Genomic DNA, 22,559 nt, shown 5'->3' on the forward strand with positions numbered 1-22,559 from the left:
GTCACCATTGCAGGCCGGCGCCCATCGTGAAGCCGACATCGTTGACGGTGTTGGTCGTGCCGCTGAACTTGTAGACCCAGCGCCCGTTCTCCGAGACCGTCGTGATGCCGACCGCAAGCCCGGCCTCGCGCTCGTAGCCGCTCACCGCCGCCGAGACCATGCTCTTGCCGGGCATGTAGGCCTGCGGCAGCCCCGCGACCGCCATGGCCGCTGCGACGCCGGCGCGGTACCCGCGATCGATCTCCCAGATGTCGGACTGCATCTGCCCAACCCGCATGTCGGTGTAGGCATTCGCCTCGCCGATCGCACGCCCGATCCCGGCGTTGAGCTGGTTGACGTTGACCGCGTCGGTGCCGGCGGCGCCGGCCCGCACGTTGCGCACCATCACCTCGCCGCCGCCTTGGTTGAGCGTGATCTGGGTCGGATTGGCGCTGCCATCGGGGTTGGTGTCGTAGCGCACCGTGCCCTGCTCGGATGCGCGCAGCTGCGCCACGTTGACCGCATCGGTATCCTGGGTGCCAGCGGCGACATTGACCACCTGACGTTCGCTGCCGGCGCTGCCGACCGACACCGTTCCGGCGCGGTCGGCCACCGAGCCCTGGCCCAGTGCCACGGCGCCCTGCGCAGTGTCAGTGACGGTCGCCCCTTGGCCGATCGCGGTGCCGCCGATCGCCGCGACCGTCGCGCCCTCACCCACTGCGACCGCCTCGCTCGCCGCTGCCAGCACAGTCGTGTTGGCACCGACCGCGGTGCTGTTGTCGGCATGCACCTTGGCGTTGCCGCCGATCGCGGTGTCGTGGTCGCCGGCAGCGTAGCTATCGCCGCCGACCGCCATGCCGTAGCGGCCGCCCTTCGTGGCGTTGGCGCCGATCGCCACGCCGCGCTGGCCGTCGACGACGGTCGCATCGTCGGTGCCGTCGCGCGGACCATCGACGGCGACCAGCGGATCACGACCGTCTCCGCCACTGCCCGGCGGCAGGTTGTCGATGCGGGTGTTGACCTGGCTCAGGCCGGTATCGAGCGCGGCCAATGCATCGCCCACCGAGTTGTAGAACGTGCCCTGGATCAGGTAGTCGGGCGGCACCAGGCCGCCGAACGGATCGACTGCGGCACCGCCGCCAAAGATCGCGGCCATGCTCGACATGCTTGCGAACATCTGCCCACCGTTGATGGCCTGCAGGCTGCCGGCCGCGATCTGCCCCGCGGCGAGGTTGTCGATCACGGTGCCGCCGCTGCCGCCGAGCGTGATGCGCGCCATGTCTGCGGTGTCGTAGCGCACTGCGAACGCATCCAGGTCGCCGATCTGGCCTTCCACCGCACGGAGCTGGCGGACATTTGCCGCATCGGTGTCGTCGATGCCGTCGTCGACGCCGCTGAGCCGGCGCGCGTCGCCATCGACGTTCGCAAAGCTCACCTCGTCGCCGCCGGTCTGGCCGCCGACCGTCATCACCAATGTGCCGGGATCCTGCCGCACCAGACCTTCGGTGCCATCGAGCAGGTTGTTAATCGTTGTGGTGTTGCTCGCAGTGCGGCCGTCGAGATTGTCGAGTGCGGACCCGACATCGCCGAAGTCCGCCGTCGTGCCGGTGTCGTTGCCGTCGTCGAGTGTGTACACCGGACCGGTCACAGCACCGGTCGTCGGATCGATCGCGGCGCCACCGCCCAGGGCAGCGACCACCGGCGTCAGCTGACCGACATTGACCGCGTCATCCACCGCCACGCCCGCCGCGACGTTGCCGATCGCGGTGCCGCCGGCGCCGGCCAGCGTCACCCGGCTGTAGTCCGGATTGCCGTCGGCATCGGTGTCGTAGCGCACCGCCGTCGCCCCCAGGTCGCCAACATCGACGACCAGGTCGTCGAACGCGCCATCTACTGCATCGAACGCATCGCCGACATTGGTGTAGTTGCCGCCGCGAATCACATAGGTCGGCGCAGAGATCGTGCCGTCGGCATTGACACCCGCGCCGCCGCCCAGGTGGTCGGCCACCGAACCGGCGACGCCGAACAGTTGCGCGCCATTGATCGCCTCGCTGCTGGTCGCGCTGACCTCGCCCGCCGCGACATTGCCGATCGCCGTGCCACCGGTGCCGGCCAGGGTCACTCGACTGTAGTCCGGGTTGCCATCAGCGTCCGTGTCGTAGCGCACCGCAGCTGCGCCCAGGTCGTCGATATCGCCGACGACATCGCTCAACTGGCCCACATTCACCGCATCCGTCGCCTCGATGCCAGCGGCGACGCCGCTGAGCCGCCGTGCATCGCCCGCGACATTTACAAAGCTCACCTGGTCGCCACCGGTCTGCGCGCCGACCGTCATCACCAGCGTGCCCGGATCCTGCCGCACCAGACCTTCGGTGCCGTCGAGCAGGTTGTTGATCGTTGTGGTGTTGCTCGCAGTGCGGCCGTCGAGATTGTCGAGCGCGGAACCGACATCGCCGAAGTCGGCGGTCGTGCCGGTATCGCTGCCGTCGTCGAGCGTGTAGACCGGCCCGGTCACCGCGCCCGTCGTCGGGTCGATCGCCGCTCCGCCGCCGAGCGCTGTCACCACCGGCGACAGCTGACCGACATTGACTGCCTCGTCCGCCGCGACGCCCGCCGCGACGTTGCCGATCGCGGTGCCACCGGCACCGGCCAGCGTCACTCGGCTGTAGTCCGGATTGCCGTCGGCGTCGGTGTCGTAGCGCACCGCGGTCGCCCCGAGGTCGCCGACGTCCACGACCAGGTCGTCGAACGCGCCATCCACCGCGTCGAACGCATCGCCGACATTGGTGTAGTTGCCGCCACGGATCACATAGGTCGGCGCGGAGATCGTACCGTCGGCGTTGACACCCGCGCCGCCGCCCAGATGATCGGCGACCGACCCGGCGACACCGAACAGTTGCGCCCCATTGATGGCCTCGCTGCTCGTCGCGCTGACCTCGCCCGCCGCCACATTGCCGATCGCCGTGCCACCGGTGCCGGCCAACGTCACCCGGCTGTAGTCCGGATTGCCGTCGGCGTCGGTGTCGTAGCGCACCGCAGATGCACCCAGGTCGTCGATATCGCCGACGACATCGCTCAACTGGCTCACGTTCACCGCATCCGTTGCCTCGACACCGGCGGCCACCCCGCTGAGCCGACGCGCATCGCCGCCCGCGTTCGCAAAGCTCACCTCATCGCCGCCGGTCTGGCCGCCGACCGTCATCACCAGCGTGCCCGGATCCTGCCGCACCAGACCTTCGGTGCCATCGAGCAGGTTGTTGATCGTCGTGGTGTTGCTTGCGGTGCGTCCGTCGAGATTGGCGAGCGCGGAGCCGACATCGCCGAAGTCCGTGGTCGTGCCCGTGTCATTGCCATCGTCGAGGGTATACACCGGGCCGGTCACCGCACCGGTCGTCGGGTCGATCGCGGCATTGCCGCCGAGGGCCGCAACCACTGGCGTCAGCTGCCCGACATTGACCGCCTCGTCGGCGGCCACGCCCGCGGCGACATTGCCGATCGCGGTGCCGCCGGCGCCGGCCAGCGTCACACGGCTGTAGTCCGGATTGCCATCGACATCGGTGTCGTAGCGCACCGCCGTCGCGCCCAGGTCGCCGACGTCGTCGACCAGGTCGTCGAACGCGCCGTCCACTGCATCGAATGCATCACCGACGTTGGTGTAGTTGCCGCCACGGATCACATAGGTCGGCGCGGAGATTGTGCCGTCGGCGTTGACACCCGCGCCGCCGCCCAGGTGGTCGGCGACCGAACCGGCGACGCCGAACAGTTGCGCGCCATTGATCGCTTCGCTGCTGGCCGCGCTGACCTCGCCCGCTGCGACATTGCCGAGCGCGGTGCCACCGGTCCCGGCCAGGGTCACCCGGCTGTAGTCCGGATTGCCATCGACATCGGCGTCGTACTGCACTGCCAACGCGCCGAGGTCGTCAACGGCATCGGCCACGTCAGTCAATTGCGTGACATTCACCGCGTCCGTCGCCTCGACACCGGCGGCCACGCCGCTCAGCCGCCGCGCATCGCCACCGGCGTTCGCAAAGCTCACCTCATCGCCGCCGGTCTGGCCGCCGACCGTCATCACCAGCGTGCCCGGATCCTGCCGCACCAGACCTTCGGTGCCATCGAGCAGGTTGTTGATCGTCGTGGTGTTGCTTGCGGTGCGTCCGTCGAGATTGGCGAGCGCGGAGCCGACATCACCGAAGTTGGCCGTTGTGCCGGTGTCGCTGCCGTCGTCGAGCGTGTACACCGGTCCGGTCACCGCGCCGGTGGTCGGATCGATCGCGGCATTGCCACCCAGCGCAGCCACCACCGGCGACAACTGCCCGACATTGACCGCCTCGTCGGCCGCGACGCCAGGGGCCACGTTGCCGATCGTAGTCCCGCCAGCGCCCGCCAGCGTGATGCGGCCAAAATTCGGCGCACCTGCGCCATCGTCGTCATAGCGGACCGCGAAGGCGCCAACACTGTCGACGTCGGCCAGCGCGCCCTGCAGTTGGGCCAGGTTGACGGCGTCCGTCGCCGCGCTGCCCGCCGCGACATTGGTCAACTGGCGCGCCGCCGTCCCGTTGCCGATCGACACCTCACCTGCCGAAGTCTGCAACGCCTGCAGACCGGGCGCCACATAGCCTGCCTGCGCGCCTCGGATCGTGACCGAATCGGCGCCCAGCGCGACGCTGTTGGCGTGCACCGAACTGGCGTTCGCACCCAGAATCGTCTGCCGGTCCGCCGTGCCCGACGCGTTGTGGCCGATGACTACCGCATTGCCGAGCCTGGCGGCGTAGTTGCCATCCGGACCGCCGGTCCAGCCGAGGTCGGTCGCCGAAACAGCCGGCAACACGTGGCTGGCATTGGTGCCCATCACGACAGTGTTCGAGCCGTTCGCTGCCGCACCATCGCCGACAATGATCTGATAGTCCTGCGCGGGCAACGTGTCCCAGGTATAGGTGCCGAGTACGCCCGGCACGCACACCCCGATGCCGACGACCAACTCGCAACTGGGATCGTTGTTCTGGCCGGCGTAGTTGCCGATCGGCACACTGATGTAGCTGCCCGAGCTGGCGCGGCCGATGATCGTGGTGTGGTCGGCCGGACGGTTGCCGTTGAGGTCGAGCACGTCGGGGATCGTCAGCAGGTCGGTGCCGAGCAGCGATACCGACTGGAACGCGTAGCTGAAGTTCTCGCGCGCTATCGACAGGCACTCGTCGGGCAGCAGCGTGCCATTGCCCAACAATCCGCAGGCGCGGTACTGGTTCGAGACCGGCAGCAGGAAGTTGGTCAAATGCTGCACCAGCCCGGGCAGCGTACCGCCGGTCAGGCCACCTGGATCGATCACCCCCATGGGCGCGACACCGCCGGCGACGGCACGCGACTGGCCCATCGCCGCGGTCGACCACAGGGGCAACGCGCCGCCGGCCAGCACGCGTTCGTTCTCGTTGAGATGGCGCTCGACGAGTTCGGTGATTTTTTCCGGGTCCGCCGCCGACGACCCGATCGTCCGCTCCTGGGCGGCCGCGCTTGCGATCGCCGGCATACAGACGATCGCCAGCACCGCAGCACGCACGCGACGCCCATCTCGGACGCGCCGGTCGGCCAGTTCGGATGCGACGACGTAGGCCCCGAGCGCACGGTTCCAGATCCTGCAGAAGACCTTGTTCATCCCGCTTCCCTCGTTGTTCATGAGGGCTCAAGGGAACCGCGCCGCGCTACGGGTGTGAATCAGACGATTCTCAAAAATCGCGACTGTCGTCACAGACGTTTGGTCTGCAGGCGCACGCGTCATCTGCGCGGCGATCGATTGCCACGATGGCGTTGCATCCTCGAACGGCCGCGCCTTCGCACCGCCGGCCGTATACATCCGTCGTCGCCGTGCATGCGCTGACGCGCACCCACTCGCTCAGCGCGCCAGCCCGCCGGACAACGCGTACGCGTAGAGCTGGCTGTGGTTATCGAGTCCCAGCTTGCGCATCGCGTCGCTCTTCTGCCGGCTGACGGTCTTGACACTGCGCGAGAACGACGATGCGATCTCGCTGACCGTCTTGCCGCTGGCGAACAGGCGCACGACCTCTGCTTCCTGCCGCGACAGCGGCGCGCCGCGGCCGCATCCGGTCGCGGCATCGAGCAAGCGCTGAATGCTCCGACTCAGGTAGCGCCGGCCGCTTGCCGCACATCGGATCGCGGCCGGGAGCTCATCGAGTGCACCGGATTTATCGACGATCGCGTGCACACCCAGCTCGAGCATCGCACGCAGCAGCGGCGGATTGCGGACTTCGGTAAACACCGCCACGCCGATCGCCGGAAACCGCGTCCGCAATTGCCCCAATAGCCGCAAACCGTCCCCGGCACGGGGATCGGCGGCCTGCATGGAGAAATCCGTGACCACGACATTGCAGTCGAACCGCGCCTGCAGCATCTGCAGCAAGGCCTGCCCGCTTGCCGCTTCGCCGGTGAGATGCATGCCCGAATCGGGCGCGTGCAACACCGCGCGCATGCCGGCCAGCACAATCGGCCGCTCGTCGGCCGCATAGACCCGGATCGTTTCCATCGACAGTGCCATTCCCTAGCCCCCCATCCACAACGCACACCCCGCGTATAGGGGCAACGTACCGCGCATCGAAGTGGTGGCCGCATGAAGATCGTCTATTCATGCAGATGACCAGGCGATACCTAGGGAAATCGCCGATAGACAGATATCAGGCCGCCGCGTAGCGCGCCGCGCCCCCGATCCAGCGTGCGACCAGCCGGTCCGCGCACTGCGGATCGGTCCGCAACAAGGCCTCGCCGAGCCGATGGACGACCGGCAGCAGGTCGGCATCACGCGCCAGATCGGCAAGCCGGAACTCGGCCAGACCGGTCTGCCGCGTGCCCAGCAGTTCGCCCGGCCCACGCAACGCCAGGTCCTTCTCGGCGATCACGAAGCCATCGCCAGTCGTGCGCATCGTGTCGAGCCGTTCGCGCGCGGTGCGCGAGAGCGGTGGCTGATACAGCAGCACGCAGCTCGATGCAGCGCTGCCTCGCCCGACGCGCCCGCGCAACTGATGCAGTTGCGCCAGCCCGAGGCGCTCGGCGTTCTCGATCACCATCAGCGACGCATTGGGCACGTCCACGCCGACCTCGATCACGGTGGTGGCGACCAGCAGGTCACTGTGACCGTCCTTGAATGCGCGCATCGCGGCCTGTTTCTCGGCGGCGCGCAGGCGGCCGTGCACGAAGCCGATCCGCAGGTCCGGCAAGGCTGCGGACAGTTGCTCGAACGTCGTCTGCGCGGCCTGCGCCACGACCTCGTCGGACTCGTCGATCAGGGTGCAGACCCAGTACGCCTGCCGGCCCTGCGCGCACGCCGCGCGCACGCGCTCGATCAGCTCGGCGCGCCGGCCGGCGCCGAGCACCACGGTCTGCACCGGCGTGCGACCGGGTGGAAGTTCGTCGATCGCCGACACGTCGAGATCGGCGTAGGCCGCCATCGCCAGCGTGCGCGGAATCGGCGTGGCGGTCATCACCAGTTGGTGCGGCACGCTGCCCGCCTGCGCGCCCTTGTCGCGCAGCGCCAGGCGCTGGTGCACGCCGAAGCGGTGCTGCTCGTCGACGATCGCCAGTGCCAGGTCGTGGAACTCGACCGCCTGCTGCATCAGCGCATGGGTGCCGACCACCAGTTGCGCGACGCCCGCGGCGATGTCCGCAGCCGCGGCCGCGCGCGCGCGTCCAGTGACCTTGCCCGCAAGCCACGCGACACGGACGCCCAAGGGCGCGAGCCAGGTCGACAGATTGCGGAAATGCTGTTCGGCCAGCAGTTCGGTCGGCGCCATCAGCGCCGCCTGACGGCCCGAGTCGATCGCCGCCAGCGCGGCCAACGCGGCGACGACGGTCTTGCCGCTGCCCACATCGCCCTGGACCAGGCGCAGCATCGGACGCGGCTGCGCGAGATCGCGCACGATCTCGGCGTGGACGCGGCGCTGCGCGCCGGTCAGCGCGAACGGCAGGCCGGCCTCCATCGCGGCGGCGAGCGGCCCGGGCCGCAGCACCGGCGCACGATGGGCCTGCAGCGCAATCCGCTGCCGCCGCAGGCTCAGGTGATGGGCCAGCATCTCCTCCAAGGCCAGCCGCCGCTGCGCCGGATGACGTCCGGACAACAACGCGCCCAGGTCCACATCCGGCGGCGGACGATGCACGGTCAGCAGCGCCTCGCGCAAGGACGGCAACGCGAGTCCGGCAAGCAGATCGGCCGGCACCAGCTCCAACGCGTCGCCGTCGGGCAAGCGGTCGAGCGCATGCCCGATCATGCGGCGCAGCGTCGCCGGCCCGATGCCCTCGATGGCCGGGTAGACCGGGTCGAGCGCGTCCTCGACCACCGGATCGGCGGCATCGCCGATCAGCCGGTAGCTGGGATGGACGATTTCCAGGCCGTGTTGCCCCGGCCGCGGCGTGCCGTAGACGCACAGCGGCGTGCCGACCGCGAACTGCGCCAACTGGGCGGCGCGGAAATGGAAGAACCGCAACACCAGGGTCGCCCCCGATCCGTCGCCGATCGCGACACGCAGCATCGGACGCCGACGGAACGCACGATCTACCGCTTCGACCCGGCCCTGTACCTGGGCTGGCACACCGCTGCGCAGCGCGCGGATCGGCACGATCCGGGTCCGGTCCTCGTACTGGCGCGGCAGGTGCAGCCACAGGTCGCCGACCGTGGCCAGCCCGCGCGCGGCCAGCTTGTCGGCGACTTTCGGGCCGACGCCGGGCAGCGTCGACACCGACGCGGCGCCGGCCGTGGCGAGCGCCGGCCTGCTCATCTGCGCGGCACGCCTGGGATCAGACGAGCACCATCACCGCGTCGACCTCGAAGCGCGCGCCCTTGGGCAGCGCCGGCACTTCGATCGTCGAGCGCGCGGGATACGGCGCGTCGAAGTAGTCGGCCATCACCGCATTGACCTGTGCGAACTCGCCCAGATCGGTGACGTACAGGCCCACGCGCACGATGTCGGCCATGCTGCCGCCGGCGGCTTCGGCCACGGCCTTGAGGTTGTCGAAGGCGCGACGCGCCTGCGCCGAAATGTCGCCCTCGACGATCTCGCCGGTCGCCGGATCGAGCGGGATCTGCCCGGAGAAGTACACGGTGTCGCCGGCGCGGACGGCCTGGGAATACGGGCCGATCGCGGCGGGCGCGTCCTGGGTGCTGATAGGCGTGCGGGGCATTACGGAACTCCGGTGGAAGATCCCGCCATTGTAGGGCGATGCCCGCGCGCGGTCGCCCGGGCGACCGCGGGCTACATCCGCTGCACGCCGTGGACGACCGGCAGCCGCCGGGTGCGACGGATGACGTCGGCCAAGTGCTTGCGGTGCTTGACCTCGATCGAAAACCGGATCGCGGCAACCGTACTGTCGCGTTCGAGGTACTCGACACCATCGATGTTGGAATGCGCGCGCGCGATCGCTGCGGCCACCTGGGCCAGCACGCCAGGATGGTTCTCGACCTCGATGCGCAGCGCGACGTTGTAGTCGCCGACGACCTCGCGGTCCCAGTCGATCGCGACCCAGCGCTCGGGCGACTTGCGGAACTCGGCGACGTTGGGGCAATCCAGCCGATGCACGACGATGCCGCGCCCGGTGGTGTGGTAGCCCATGATGTCGTCGCCCGGAATCGGCATGCAGCAGTTGGCGAACGCGATGACCCCGCGCTCGTCGCCGCGGATCCGGATCGTCTCGCCGGCTCGCGCCGCCGGTCGATCGCCTTCGGCGTCGGCATCGTGCTGCGCCAGCGCCGACGCCACCTGTGCGGGCATCCAGTTGCCCAGCGCGATGTCGGCCATCAGTTCCTCGAGCCGGGGATAGCGCGCCTCGGCCAGATAGGTGTCGAGCCGCTCCTGCGGCAGCCGATCGAGCGAGGTCCCCAGCCCTTCCAGCGCGCGGTCGAGCATGCGGTGGCCCAGTTGCACCGCGTCCTCGTGCTGCAATTGCTTGAGCTGGGCGCGGATCGCGGTCCGCGCCTTGCCGGTGGCGACGAATTCCAGCCACTGCGGCCGCGGCATCGAGGACTTGGCGGTGACGATCTCCACGCGCTGGCCGCTCGCGAGCTGCGTGCGCAGCGGCACCAGCTTGCCGTCCACGCGCGCGGCGACCGCCTGATTGCCGATGTCGGTGTGCACCGAGTAGGCGAAGTCGAGCGCGGTCGAATTGCGCGGCAGCGACATGATGTCGCCCTTGGGCGTGAACAGGTAGACCTCGTCGGGGAACAGGTCGACCTTGACGTTCTCCAGGAATTCCAGCGACGAGCCGGTCGTGCGCTGGGATTCCAGCAGGCCGGCGATCCACGAATGCGCGCGCGACTGGGCGCTGTTGGGGCCCTCGCCGCCGTGTTTGTAGGCCCAGTGCGCAGCGATGCCGCGCTCGGCGATCAGATCCATCTCCTCGGTCCGGATCTGCACCTCGATCGGCGCGCCGTACGGTCCGAACAGCACGGTGTGCAACGACTGGTAGCCATTCGCCTTCGGGATCGCGATGAAGTCGCGGAAGCGCCCATCGAGCGGCTTGAACACGGCGTGCGCAATGCCCAGCGCGTGGTAACAGTCGGCGGCGTTGCCGACGATGATCCGGTAGCCGAATACGTCCATGACCTGGGTGAAGGTTTTCCCCTCACCCTGCATCTTGTTGTAGATGCTCCAGGGCGACTTCACCCGCCCCACCAGTCGGTACTGCAGCCCGGCGCTGGTCAGCCGCTGCGCCAGTTGCGCCTCGATGCTCGCCAGCGCCTCGCGCCGCACCAGCGGCTGATTGCGGATGCGCTTCTCGAGCACCATGTGGCGGATCGGATGCAGGGCATGGAACCCCAGGTCCTGCAATTCGGCCTTGATCCGGTTCATGCCCAGCCGCTGGGCGATCGGCGCGTAGACCTCCAGGGTTTCGCGCGCGATACGCTCGCGCGACGGCCCTGGCTGCGCGCCGAGCGTGCGCATGTTGTGCAGGCGGTCGGCGAGCTTGATCAGGATCACGCGCAGGTCGCGCGCCATCGCCAGCATCATCTTGCGGAAGCTTTCGGCGTCGGCTTCCTGCCGGCTGCTGAAGTTGAGCTTGTCGAGCTTGGTCACGCCATCGACGAGCTCGGCCACCGGTTCGCCGAACTGTTCGGCCAGTTGGTCGCGCGTGAGCGGCGTGTCCTCGATGGTGTCGTGCAGGATCGCCGCGACCAGGGTCTCGACGTCGACCTTCTGCTCGGCCAGCACCCGAGCGACCGCGACCGGATGGGTGATGTAGGGCTCGCCGGACTTGCGCATCTGCCCGGCGTGGGCCGCCGCTCCGACCTCCCATGCACGTCGCAACAGCGCACGCTGCTCATCAGGCAGATAGAGCGCGGCGCGGTCGAGGTCGCGGACGTAATCGGGCAGCGCGTCGTCGCCGGGAACGTCCGGCATGACGAGACTGGCGGGAGGGGCGGGCGTCATCCTCGAAGCCTACGGGCAAGGTCGGCGTTTGTGAACCGGGCCTCGCCGCAGGCAGGTCCCGCCACCGGGAACCGGCAACGGGACTGCCAAAACACAACGGCCCCGCTCGAAAGCGGGGCCGTCGATCAACCAGTGCGCGACGCGTGGCGTCAGCGCGGCACGACTCGATCAGAGATCGTCGCCCTTGGCCATGTCCTCGTCGGCAACGACTTCGGCCGCCGCCCACTCCAGCGCCTCACGCTCCTTGCGCTCGCGCTCGGACTTGTCGACCGCGTCGATGAACGGCTGGTCGATCCGGCGCGCAGCGATCTCGCGCAGCGCCAGGACGGTCGGCTTGTCGTCGTTTTCGCTGTTGTCGAGCTGAGCCTCGACGCCATTGGCGAGCTGACGCGCACGCTTGGCGGCCATCATGACCAGCTCGAAGCGGTTGTCGACGACTTCCAGGCAATCTTCTACGGTGATGCGGGCCATGCGGGCTCCCGGCGACCGGCACAGGTCGCGCGAATTCGGGGAAAAGGGCCGAGTATGATACGGCCGGACGACCCGCCGTGCAAGGCGCACCTCAACGAATCAATCACTTGCGCCACGCAGCGCAGACCAACGGCCCGCTCAATGCCCCGACAGCAGCCTTGCGATCAGCTCGGCGTGGCGCTCGGCCTGGCGCTCGCGGCGCAGGCGGCTGGCGCGGAAGATCGCGCACATCTCGGCGACCGCACGATCGAAGTCCTCGTTGACCACCAGGTAGTCGAACTCGTCGTAATGCGACATCTCTTCCTGCGCCGCCGCCAGGCGCTGGGCCATCACCGCCTCGCTGTCCTGCCCGCGCTTGCGCATGCGCTGGTCGAGCGCCTCGCGCGAGGGCGGCAGGATGAACACGCTGACCGCCTCGGGCACCAAGGCCCGGACCTGACGCGCGCCCTGCCAGTCGATCTCCAGCAGCACGTCCTTGCCGGCGGCCAGTTGCGGCTCCACCGACTGGCGGGCAGTGCCCTTCCAGTCGCCGTGCACCAAGGCGTACTCGAAGAACTCGCCCGCCTCGATCATCTGCTGGAAGGTGTCCTTGCCGACGAAGTGGTAATGCTCGGCGTGACGCTCGCCCGGCCGGGGGGCGCGCGAGGTGAACGAGATCGACAGCGCAATGTCCGGATCGCGCGACAGGCAGGCGTTGACGATGCTCGACTTGCCGGCGCCCGACGGCGCCGCGACGATGAACAGCGTGCCGCGCATGGGCGCGGCGGCGATCTGGGGTGCGGGTTCGCGATGGGTCACGCCTGGCTCCGGCGCCCGGAAAGCCGCGCATCGTACCGCTTTACGCGCAGGCCCGTCGCGATGCGCGGCCCCGGGCATCCATCGCCCGCCGGCCCGCCATTCGACCCGGAGTCGAACGAGCGGGCAGGTTCCTCCAATCGATTTTGCCCGGCGCTTGGGATAGCGTCGAAGACGAACCGCGCGGGGAGCGCGGACCGGCGGCGCGATGGACACTGCATTGGAGACCTGGTTCCAGCGCGAAATCCTGCCTCACGAGGCCGCGCTCGTCCGCTTCCTGGCCCGCAAATGGGTGCATCCCAACGAAGTGCAGGACATTCGGCACGACATCTACATCCGCGTGCTGCTGGCCGCCGAGCGCCAGCGCCCACACTCACCCAAGGCGTTTCTGTTCGACGTGGCGCGCAAGCTGCTGGTGGACCGCGTGCGCCGTGAGCGCATCGTGGCCTTCGACCTGCTGGCCGACGTGGACAGCCTGAACGTGCTGATCGACGAGCTGTCACCGGAGCGGCGCGCCGCCGGTCGCGAACAGATGCACCGTCTCTCGACGCTGTTCCGGCGCCTGCCGCCGCGCTGTCGCCAGGTCGTGTGGATGCGCCGGATCGAGGATCTTCCGCAAAAAGAGATCGCCCGCCGCCTAGGCATCGCCGAAGCGACCGTCGAGAAACATCTCATGCGCGGCATCGCCCTGCTGGCCGATGCGCTGTACGGCAAGTCGGGCGAACATCGTGACACCGAGGACACGTGGACAAGGATGGCAACACGTCATGGGCAATAGGGAACGCGACGAACAGGCCGCCGCGGCCTGGCTGCTGCGGCAGGAGAACGGCCCCTGGAGCGAGCGCGACGCCGCCGAGCTCGAAGCCTGGCTTGCGCAGTCGGTCGGCCATCGGGCGGCGTATTACCGCTTCAAGGGCGCCTGGCAGGAAGTGGGTCGGCTGCAGGCGCTGCTGGGGCCAGCAGGCGCCGCGCCGGAACCGGTGCGCGCCGCGCCGCCGCCGGACGTCCCGGTGCGCGCACGGCGCTGGCGCCTGCCCGGTCTGGCGGTCGCCGCCGGCGTGGTCTGCGCGGTCGGCCTGGCCGCACTGGTGCAGTTGCCCTGGTCGCGCGACGACGTCTACGCCACCCGCATCGGCGCGCTGGAGGCGGTGGCGCTGCCGGACGGCTCGCGGCTGACGCTCAACACCGACAGCCGCCTGCGCGTCGACATGGCCGGCGACGACCGACGCGTGCGCCTGCGCCAGGGCGAAGCCTTCTTCGAGGTGGCCAAGGATCCGGCCCGGCCGTTCGTCGTCGAAGCGGGCGACAAGCGGATCATTGCCGTCGGCACCGCGTTCTCCGTGCGGCGCGATGGCGACGACGTGCAAGTGGTGGTCACCGAAGGCCGGGTGCGGATCGAGACCACAGGCGGCCGTGACGAAGTGCTGCAGGCCCCGCTGCTGGAGGCAGGCATGGCGGCGCGCACGCAGGGCGACGCAGTGCTGGTGCGGGCGCGCTCGCCGGTGGAGCTGGCCCAGGATCTGAGCTGGCGCACTGGCCAGTTGGTCTTCCGCGACACGCCGATGGCCGAGGCGATCGCCGAGTTCAACCGCTACAACACCCGCAAGCTGGTCGTCGAGGATCCGGCGGTCGGCGCACTGCGCGTGGGCGGCATCTTCCGCGCCACCGAACTGGATGCGTTCGTCAGCCTGATCCAGCAGGGCTTCCCAGTCCAGGCCCAGACCGAAGACGACCGCATCGTGCTGACCGCGCGCCAGTAACGCGCACCCCTGGCGCTGGGCTGGCACCCCCTTTACCGGAATGCCCGCAATCGTTCGACCTCTTAAGCTGGCGGCCCCATTCCCGGCCCGAGACCGAGACCCCCCCATGCCGAGATTCGAACCAGGCCGCAGCGCGCACGCGGCCATGCGGACATCCGACGCCGAAGATTGCCGCACCGCCCTGCCCGTCCGCTCGACGTTGCGCACGCTGGCGCTGCGCGCATCGATCGGCGCCAGCATCGCGATGGCCTGCGTGCTGCCACTGCAGGCACGCGACGGCGTCCCGTCCGCGGCGCAGGTCGTCGACCTCAAGGAGGTCGGCGATCCGCAGATCAGTCCTGACGGCACCACCATCGCCTACACGGTGGAGACGCCGCGCCCGGGGGGCGCATCGAACCTGCGGCGCATCTGGCGCGTGGCCAGCGACGGCCGCAGCGCGCCGGTGGAACTCGCCGCGCCGGAGACCGCCGCCGACCGGATGCCACGCTGGTCGCCCGATGGCACGCGCCTGGGATTTTTGTCCACGCGCGCCGTGCCAGGCGAGGAGACCGCGGCGCCACGGGCATCGAGCCAGGTCTGGGTCACGACCGCGGACGGCGCGACACCGCGCCCGCTGACCGCATCGGCCGGCGAGGTCACCGCGTTCTCGTGGTCGGCCGACGGCACGCGCGTGGCGTATCTGGCGATCGACCCGCCCTCGCCCGAGCGCGCTGCCCGGATCGCGCGCAAGGACGACGCGGTCGAGGTCGGGCGCGATGGGCAGTTCACGCGGCTGTGGATCAGCGATGCGAACGGCCGCGATGCTCGGGCCCTGACCCCGCCGGACCTGCAGGTCCAGGACCTGGCCTGGTCGCCGGACGGCCGCACCTTCGCACTGCGGGTCTCCGACGAGGTCGGCCTCGGCGCCATGTGGTACCGCTCGCGGGTCGTGCTGATATCGGCCGAGGACGGCGGCATGCTGGGCACGGTCACCACGCGTGCCTCCGGTGGGCCGCTGGCATGGTCGCCCGACGGCACGCGGCTGCTGTACGGACAGCTCGGCCCGCATGGGCACACCGCCACGCGCATGGTCTATGCCCCGGCCACCGACACCCACGTCGCGCTCGCAACGGCGTGGCCCGGCACGCTGCGCACATTGCAGTGGCGCGACGACGGCACGCTGGTCGGGATCGGCCTGCGCGGCGTGCGGCCGCATCTGCTGGCCGTCGATCCGAGCGACGGCGAGGTCGTGGAACTGGCCGAACTGCAGGGGCCCGTCCGCGGCCTGAGCCTGGCGCGCAACGGCCGGGTCGCGCTGGCCCATGGCCGTGCCGAGCAGCCACCCGAGGTCGGCACGTTGTCGGAAGCCGAGGTCCTGGGCGGCGGCCGCGTGACCTGGCTCACGGACACCAATCCGCAGGTCCACGCCTGGCCGCTGGGGCAGGTCCGCGACCGCGTCTGGACCAGCTCGCGCGATGGCCGGCCGATCCATGGCGTGCTCGTACTGCCGCCCGACTGGCGCCCCGGCACGCGGCTGCCGACCCTGGTGCAGGCCCACGGCGGGCCCGCCGACGCCTGGCTGTCAGGCTGGCTGGGGTCCTGGCACGACTGGGCGCAATCGCTGGCCATGCGTGGCTACGCGGTGCTGCTGCCCAATCCGCGCGGCTCCTACGGGCAAGGCGATGACTTCACCTCGCTGGCGCGCGGCGACTGGGGCGATGGCCCATTCCAGGACGTGCTCGACGGCCTGGATGCACTCGAGGCAGAGGGCATCGCCGATCCGGAACGCGTGGCCATCGGCGGCTGGAGCTACGGCGGCTACCTGTCGGCTTGGGCGGTCGGTCACAGCGACCGCTTCCGCACCGCGATCGTCGGCGCGGCGGTCATCGACACCGCCGTGATGGCCCTGACCACCGATGTGCCCTACGAATATCTGCCCGGCTATTTCGGCAACGTGCTCGAGCAGCGCGACCTCTACGACCGCAACTCGCCGATCCACAGCGCCGGCAACGTCACGGTCCCGGTGCTGGTGCTGCATGGCGAAGACGACCGGCGCGTGCCGATCTCGCAGGGCGAGCAGTTCCATCGCGCGCTGCAGGCCAACGGCACACCGGTGGAGATGGTGCGCTATCCGCGCGGCCCGCACTGGTTCGAGGCACGCGAGCAGGAACGCGACGTGCTCGAACGCGTACTGGGCTGGCTCGAGCGCCATCTGTAACGGGACCACCGCCGCGATGCACCCGCACGCAGATCGATAGCCGGAAAGCCCGCCCTCGTTCGACTCCACAGGCAGCGGCCCCTTCCGGGCCGGGCACGGGGACGCACATGATCCAGGGGCGGCTTGCATGCCGATGACACGGCGCACGGCATTGAAGATGGGGGCCGCCGCCGTGGCGGCGTATGCGGCGGGCGGCGCTGGCGCGGTGTTCGCACGGCCGGGCGAGGACGTGCTGGACCTGTCGGCCGTGGATCTTGCGGCGGCGCTGCGCACGCGCAGCGTGTCCGCGCGCGAGACGATGACCGCCTACCTCGCGCGACTGTCGGCGCTCAATCCGCGCTTCAATGCCATCGTCTCGTCGGTCGATCCCGAGCTGCTGCTGCGCCAGGCCGCGGCCCAGGACGAGGACGCTGCGAGGGGCCGCTTCCACGGTCCGTTGCACGGGTTTCCGCATGCAGTGAAGGACACCGCGCCAGTGCGCGGCATGCGCAGCACGCAAGGCTCGCCGCTGCTGCGCGACAACGTGCCTGCGGCCGATTCGCTGGTGGTGTCGCGGATGCGCAACGCCGGTGCGATCTTCACCGGCAAGACCAACGTGCCGGAATTCGCGCTCGGCTCGCACAGCTACAACCCGATATTCGGCGTGACCCGCAACGCCTACGACCCGCGCAAGTCGGCGGGCGGCAGTTCCGGCGGCAGCGCGGTGGCGCTCGCGCTGCGGATGACGCCGCTGGGCGACGGCAGCGATTTCGGCGGTTCGCTGCGCAATCCGGCAGGCTGGAACAACGTGTTCGGCTTCCGGCCGTCGTTCGGGCGCGTGCCGTCCGCCCCATCGAGCGATGTCTTCAGCCAGACCTACGCCACCTCCGGACCGATGGCGCGGACGGTGGCCGACCTCGGACTGATGCTCTCGGTCCAGGCTGGCGCCGATCCCCGCGCACCGTTCTCGCTCCAGGACGACCCGGCGATCTTCGCCCAGCCGCTGGCGCGCGACTGGACCGGCCGGCGGATCGGTTGGCTGGGCGATCTGGGTGGCGCGCTGCCGATGGAAGCCGGCCTGCTGGAGGCCTGCGAACGCGCGCTCTCGGCGTTCCGGACCCTCGGCATGCACGTGGATGCGGCCACGCTCGACGAACCGGCCGAGGCGATGTGGCGCACGGCCGTGACCCTGCGTCACCTGTCGGTGGGTGACGACCTGCGCGCCTACGCCGCCGACCCGGCCAAGCGCGCGTTGATGAAGCCCGAGGCCCTGTGGGAGGTCGAAGGCTTCCAGCAGCTGACGCCCGAACGCATCGCCGATGCGCAGGCCGGACGCACGCGGATCTACGAGGCCTTCCGCAAGGCGTTCGAACGCTTCGACTTTCTGGTGCTGCCGACCGCGCAGGTGTTCCCGTTCGATGTCGAGCAGCACTGGCCGCGCGAGATCGCCGGCACGCCGATGGACAGCTATCACCGCTGGATGGAGGTGACGCTGCCGGCGACGATGGCGGGCCTGCCGGCGCTGGCGGTGCCGGCCGGTTTCGGCGGCCCCGACGACCTGCCACTCGGCCTGCAGATCATCGGACCCACGCACGCCGACCTGGCCGTGCTGCAGGTCGCGCACGCCTACGAGCAGGCCTCGCCGTGGATCGCCGCACGGCGCCCGTCGGCACTGAACATGGACGCCTGACCTTCATCGCTGGGCCCGGAGTCGGGCCCGCACGCGCGTTGCCGGAAAGCGCGCACTCGCTCGACATTCCAATCAGCGGCTCGCACCCGAGCCGAACCCGAGGACGGCCATGCCACGTTCGACCCGCCTGCGATCCAGCCTCATCCACGCTGCCGTCCTCGCCGCTCTGTCGGCCTTGTCGGCCCCGATCGCGATCGCGGCCGAACCCCGCCAGGTGGAGGTCGCCGCCGGCGACCTGGCCGACGCGCTGGACGCGCTGGCCAGGCAGTTCGACGTCAATGCGATCTATCCGGCGCGCCAGGTCCGGGGCCTGCGCACCGAAGGCGTCAGCGGCCTGCTCGAACCGCGCGCCGCATTCGAGGCCTTGCTCGACGGCACGTCACTGGACGTCACCGAAGAGGCGGGCTCGATCCTGATCCGCCTGCCTGAGGACAACGCCGCGACATCCGGCGCGGCCGTCAGTGCCACCTCCGGTCATCCGGCGACCAATCTCGACGCGGTGCAGGTCCGGGCCTCATCGTCGCGGCTCGACCGCCCCGGTTTCGACGCACCCACGCCGACCACGAGCCTGAGCGCGCAGGACCTGGCTGTCGGCGGGCGGCCCAATATCGCCGCGGCGCTGAACGATCTGCCGCAGTTCCGCGCCGGCGTGTCGCCGCAGACCACCGGCACCAACACCGACGCCGGTTCGGCGCCGGTCGACCTGCGCGCGCTCGGCGTCAATCGCACCCTCGTGCTGATCGACGGCCGCCGCTTCTCCAGCACCAACGACCTCAACACCATTCCTTCGATCATGGTGCAGGGCGCGGACATCGTCACCGGCGGCGCGTCGGCCGCATGGGGTTCGGGCGCGGTCAGCGGCGTGGTCAACATCGCCATCGACCGGACCTTCGTCGGTACCAAGCTCGGCACGCAGTTCGGCGTCTCCGATCGTGGCGACGCCAACGAGCGGCGCTTCGAAGCGGCCTTCGGTCGCGAGCTGTTCGGTGGCCGCGGCCACCTGGTACTGGGCGCCGAATTCCTCGACAACGATGGCCTGGTGCCCAGATCGCGCCGGCCGGACGTCGCCGGCTGGGCGACGTTGCCTGACGGCAACGGCCGTTTCGTGCTCACCCACGGCGTGTCGATCGCCGACGCCGCCTATGGCGGCCTGATCCTGTCGGGCGCGCTCGCCGGCCAGGCCTTCGAGCCGGACGGGTCGTTGCGCCCCTTCGAGTACGGGCGCGTGGTCGGTGGCACGCAGATGGTCGGCGGCAATGGCCCGAGCGCGGACCACTTCAGCCCGCTGGTCACCCCGCAACGGCGCTACAGCACGATGGGCACCGCATACTTCGACCTGACCGACGACACCCGGCTCACGCTCGATGTCCGGCATTCGCGGATGTACAACGACTACCCCTGGTTCGGCGACCACAACCGCGGCAGCACACGCCTGCGGATCTCGGCCGACAACGCGTTCCTGCCCGCACCGGTACGCGATGCGCTGGCCGCGGCCGGCGAGTCGTCGTTCCAGATGGGACGGTTCAATTCCGATTTCGCGTACGCGACGATCGACTTTCAGCGCAAGACCACCGAAGCCACATTGGCGATCGATGGTGCGCTCGGCGCCGGCTGGACGTGGCGCTCGTACTACACGCATGGCGAATACCGCCAGGACATGCGCAATCCCGGCTTCCTGCTGCGCGACAACTACGCACGCGCGGTCGATTCGGTTCTCGACCCCACGACCGGCCAGCCGATCTGTCGCGTGGCCCTGGCCGATCCGACCACCGACTGCGTGCCGATCAACTTGTTCGGCAGCGGGTCGCCGTCGGCCGAGGCCATCGCCTACGTCACCGGCGCGCCCACGCAGGAGACGCTGATCAAGCTCGATGCCGGCGGCCTGAGCCTGCAGGGCGACCCGTGGACCCTGCCCGCAGGCGATGTCTCGGTCGCGCTGGGCGTGGAGGCGCGTCGGGAATGGCAGCAGAGCACCGCGGGCGCACTCGACACGGCCGGCGCGTTCCGCTCGTTCAGCCATGCCTCGATGTTCGGCGCGTTCCGCGTCAAGGAAGCCTTCGGCGAAATCCTGGTGCCGCTGGTGCGCGACGTGCCCGGCCTCAACAAGCTCGAATTCAATGCCGCCGCGCGGATCAGCGACTACGACACCACCGGCTCGATCTGGTCCTGGAAGGCCGGTGCGACCAACGAGTTCCTCCCGGGCCTGCGCGCACGCGCCACACGCTCGCGCGACATCCGCTCGGCCAACCTCACCGAGCTGTTCACCACTGCGCTGACCGGCTGGAACAACGTCGCCGACCCCATCACCGGGCAAACCGTGCAGGCCCAGGTCATCAGTGGCGGCAATCCTGGCCTGACGCCGGAAGAGGCCGACACCACGACCTTCGGCATCGCCTGGACGCCGCAGTTCACCGAAGGTCTGGACATCTCGATCGACTACTTCGACATCACCATCAACGACGTGATCATGTCGCTGGGGGTGCAGGAAGTGATCAACCGCTGCGCCCGCGGCAACCAGGTGCTGTGCGGCCGCATCACCCGCGATGCGAACGGCAGCATTGAGCTGATCCGCTCCACGCCGGTCAATCTCGCCCAGTACAAGACCGACGGCATCGATGCCGAGATCCTCTACACGTTTCCGGCTGCGCGGCTCGTGCCGTCGGCCGGCGGGCGGGTGCAGTGGCGCGCGCTGGCGACCTGGATCAATGAACTGACCACCGACGATGGCGAGGTCAAGCTGAGCTACGTCGGCTCCCAGGGCTCGGCCTTCTCCGGTCCAGGCATCCCGCGGCTGCGCGTGACCAACACCCTGGCCTATCGCGGCGACACCTTCGGCGCCAACCTGCGGGCCCGCTACATCTCGTCGGGCAACTACAACTCGGCCGTCGACATCGTCAACAACCACATCGGCAGCGTCACCTACTTCGACTTGGGGATGAGCATGCGGACCGCGGGCTTCGCCGACTCGGACCTGGAGCTCTACGCCAACATCAACAACCTGCTCGACAAGGGCCCGCCCGCCTCCTCGGCGTTCTCGGCCTACTACGACGTGCTGGGACGCTACTACTCGATCGGTGCACGCCTGCGGTTCTGAGGCGCGCCGCGGTGTGAACCGGGCGCGATCGCAACCTCAGCGATCCGATGGAGGGCCGGCCAAATCTCGCGACGGTGTCACGCATGTCCGGCCACTCCCGATGATCGGCCCCAACCCTGCCATCCCCACCCGCCGCCACGCGGGTGGCGACGCGCTCCACGTTGAACAGGGATTCATAGGTCTCTTTGGGATGGCATGACACCTTCCCGACACGCTACTCGATGTTCTGCACCTGCTCGCGGATCTGGTCGATCAACACCTTCAATTCGATCGCGGCCTGTGAGCTGCGCTTGTCGACCGACTTGGAACCGAGCGTGTTGGCTTCGCGGTTGAACTCCTGCAGCAGGAAATCCAGCCGTCGGCCAACGGGCTCTCGCTGCGCGAACACGCGGCGGATCTCGTCGACATGGCTGTCGAGCCGGTCGAGTTCCTCGTCGACGTCGAGCTTCTGCAGCCACAGCACCAGTTCCTGCTCCATCCGCCCCGGATCGACCGGCTGGGCCAGGTCGTCGAGCCGCGCCTGCAGCTTGGTGCGCTGGCCTTCGCGGATGGTCGGCATCAGCGTCCGCACCTGGGCGGCGATCGCGGCGATGCCGTCGACCCGCTCCAAGGTCGCGGCGACAAGCTTGGCGCCCTCGCGCTCGCGCGCGGCGATGAAGCCGTCGAGCACCTCGTCGAGCAGCGCCACGACCTCGACCTGCAAGGCCGCCGGGTCCACACCGCGCGACTGCAGCACGCCGGGGAACTGCAGCAGTTCGGTCAGGCTGGCGCGCAGTTCGGGAAAGCCGGCGCGCAGATCCTGCGCCAGCTGCCCGAGTTGATCGAGCAGCGCGCGGTTGAGCTGCAGCTCGCCGCCGCCCTCGACCGGGCGCAGGCGCAGGCCCAGATCCAGCTTGCCGCGCGAGACGCGCGCGGCGATGCGCTCGCGCAGCACCGGCTCCAGCACCCGCAGTTCTTCGGGCATCCGCGTGCCCAGTTCCAGGAACCGATGGTTGACCGCGCGCAACTCGCAGCTCAGCGTGCCCCAGGGCGTGGTGCGTTCGCCCGAGGCGAAGGCGGTCATGCTGCGGATCATGGCGGTCCTAAAAATCAAGCGCAATGGAGCGCGGCAGTATGCCTGAAGGCCGACGGCGCCGAGCCGCGCGGACCGGGGTTTGCGGGCCGGCTGCTAGAA

The 22,559-nt window shown here is 69.6% G+C and carries 13 protein-coding genes; 5 read left to right on the forward strand and 8 right to left on the reverse strand.

What is annotated here, in order from left to right:
- Position 1: 1 nt before the first annotated feature.
- The 7 genes from FHW73_RS15090 to gmk all read right to left on the reverse strand — a co-directional run bounded on the left by FHW73_RS15090 (position 2) and on the right by gmk (position 12,626).
- Complete coding sequence (locus FHW73_RS15090) at positions 2-5,626, reverse strand: YadA-like family protein (protein WP_183427567.1); 5,625 nt, start codon at positions 5,624-5,626, stop codon at positions 2-4.
- A gap of 237 nt (positions 5,627-5,863) precedes the next feature.
- Entirely contained in the window at positions 5,864-6,523 is a 660-nt protein-coding gene (locus FHW73_RS15095) for a response regulator (RefSeq protein ID WP_183427568.1), read from the reverse strand.
- A 136-nt stretch (positions 6,524-6,659) separates the two neighbouring features.
- A complete protein-coding gene (gene recG / locus FHW73_RS15100) occupies positions 6,660-8,753 on the reverse strand; it encodes an ATP-dependent DNA helicase RecG (RefSeq protein ID WP_183427569.1) in 2,094 nt (697 codons plus the stop codon).
- A gap of 19 nt (positions 8,754-8,772) precedes the next feature.
- Positions 8,773-9,156 carry a RidA family protein gene (locus FHW73_RS15105; protein ID WP_183427570.1) on the reverse strand — a complete coding sequence of 128 codons (384 nt, stop codon included), beginning with the start codon at positions 9,154-9,156 and terminating at the stop codon, positions 8,773-8,775.
- 71 nt (positions 9,157-9,227) lie between these two features.
- Positions 9,228-11,399: a bifunctional (p)ppGpp synthetase/guanosine-3',5'-bis(diphosphate) 3'-pyrophosphohydrolase gene (locus FHW73_RS15110; RefSeq protein ID WP_183427571.1), complete on the reverse strand. Its 2,172-nt coding sequence runs from the start codon at positions 11,397-11,399 to the stop codon at positions 9,228-9,230.
- 168 nt (positions 11,400-11,567) lie between these two features.
- A complete protein-coding gene (gene rpoZ, locus FHW73_RS15115) occupies positions 11,568-11,870 on the reverse strand; it encodes a DNA-directed RNA polymerase subunit omega (protein WP_047135361.1) in 303 nt (100 codons plus the stop codon).
- Between the two features lie 138 nt (positions 11,871-12,008).
- Positions 12,009-12,626 carry a guanylate kinase gene (gene gmk / locus FHW73_RS15120; protein ID WP_183427625.1) on the reverse strand — a complete coding sequence of 206 codons (618 nt, stop codon included), beginning with the start codon at positions 12,624-12,626 and terminating at the stop codon, positions 12,009-12,011.
- Between the two features lie 259 nt (positions 12,627-12,885).
- Between gmk and FHW73_RS15125 the strand changes: the two genes are divergently transcribed.
- The 5 genes from FHW73_RS15125 to FHW73_RS15145 all read left to right on the forward strand — a co-directional run bounded on the left by FHW73_RS15125 (position 12,886) and on the right by FHW73_RS15145 (position 21,385).
- Positions 12,886-13,443 carry an RNA polymerase sigma factor gene (locus FHW73_RS15125; protein ID WP_183427572.1) on the forward strand — a complete coding sequence of 186 codons (558 nt, stop codon included), beginning with the start codon at positions 12,886-12,888 and terminating at the stop codon, positions 13,441-13,443.
- The gene (locus FHW73_RS15130; protein ID WP_183427573.1) at positions 13,433-14,425 is read left to right on the forward strand and encodes a FecR domain-containing protein; all 993 of its coding nucleotides are present in this window, start codon (positions 13,433-13,435) and stop codon (positions 14,423-14,425) included. Before FHW73_RS15125 ends, FHW73_RS15130 begins: the two co-directional genes overlap by 11 nt.
- Positions 14,426-14,570: 145 nt before the next feature.
- Positions 14,571-16,622, forward strand: a complete 2,052-nt coding sequence (locus tag FHW73_RS15135) for a S9 family peptidase (RefSeq protein ID WP_183427574.1) — start codon at positions 14,571-14,573, stop codon at positions 16,620-16,622.
- A 133-nt stretch (positions 16,623-16,755) separates the two neighbouring features.
- Positions 16,756-18,291, forward strand: coding sequence for an amidase (locus tag FHW73_RS15140; protein WP_221187586.1), 1,536 nt, complete (start codon positions 16,756-16,758; stop codon positions 18,289-18,291).
- 109 nt (positions 18,292-18,400) lie between these two features.
- A complete protein-coding gene (locus tag FHW73_RS15145) occupies positions 18,401-21,385 on the forward strand; it encodes a TonB-dependent receptor (RefSeq protein ID WP_183427576.1) in 2,985 nt (994 codons plus the stop codon).
- Between the two features lie 214 nt (positions 21,386-21,599).
- On the opposite strand, the gene FHW73_RS15150 is transcribed toward FHW73_RS15145, so the two are convergent.
- Entirely contained in the window at positions 21,600-22,460 is an 861-nt protein-coding gene (locus FHW73_RS15150) for a YicC/YloC family endoribonuclease (protein ID WP_183427577.1), read from the reverse strand.
- Between the last annotated feature and the right edge of the window lie 99 nt (positions 22,461-22,559).

Source organism: Luteimonas sp. RC10, from assembly GCF_014192745.1.
Lineage (GTDB): Bacteria > Pseudomonadota > Gammaproteobacteria > Xanthomonadales > Xanthomonadaceae > Luteimonas.

What these genes read in the sequence shown, in the direction of transcription:
- FHW73_RS15090 (WP_183427567.1), bottom strand. Translation starts at nt 5,626, where the DNA reads ATGAACAAGGTCTTCTGCAGGATCTGGAACCGTGCGCTCGGGGCCTAC.
- FHW73_RS15095 (WP_183427568.1), bottom strand. Translation starts at nt 6,523, where the DNA reads ATGGCACTGTCGATGGAAACGATCCGGGTCTATGCGGCCGACGAGCGG.
- recG (WP_183427569.1), bottom strand. Translation starts at nt 8,753, where the DNA reads ATGAGCAGGCCGGCGCTCGCCACGGCCGGCGCCGCGTCGGTGTCGACG.
- FHW73_RS15105 (WP_183427570.1), bottom strand. Translation starts at nt 9,156, where the DNA reads ATGCCCCGCACGCCTATCAGCACCCAGGACGCGCCCGCCGCGATCGGC.
- FHW73_RS15110 (WP_183427571.1), bottom strand. Translation starts at nt 11,399, where the DNA reads ATGACGCCCGCCCCTCCCGCCAGTCTCGTCATGCCGGACGTTCCCGGC.
- rpoZ (WP_047135361.1), bottom strand. Translation starts at nt 11,870, where the DNA reads ATGGCCCGCATCACCGTAGAAGATTGCCTGGAAGTCGTCGACAACCGC.
- gmk (WP_183427625.1), bottom strand. Translation starts at nt 12,626, where the DNA reads ATGCGCGGCACGCTGTTCATCGTCGCGGCGCCGTCGGGCGCCGGCAAG.
- FHW73_RS15130 (WP_183427573.1), top strand. Translation starts at nt 13,433, where the DNA reads ATGGGCAATAGGGAACGCGACGAACAGGCCGCCGCGGCCTGGCTGCTG.
- FHW73_RS15135 (WP_183427574.1), top strand. Translation starts at nt 14,571, where the DNA reads ATGCGGACATCCGACGCCGAAGATTGCCGCACCGCCCTGCCCGTCCGC.
- FHW73_RS15140 (WP_221187586.1), top strand. Translation starts at nt 16,756, where the DNA reads ATGACACGGCGCACGGCATTGAAGATGGGGGCCGCCGCCGTGGCGGCG.
- FHW73_RS15145 (WP_183427576.1), top strand. Translation starts at nt 18,401, where the DNA reads ATGCCACGTTCGACCCGCCTGCGATCCAGCCTCATCCACGCTGCCGTC.
- FHW73_RS15150 (WP_183427577.1), bottom strand. Translation starts at nt 22,460, where the DNA reads ATGATCCGCAGCATGACCGCCTTCGCCTCGGGCGAACGCACCACGCCC.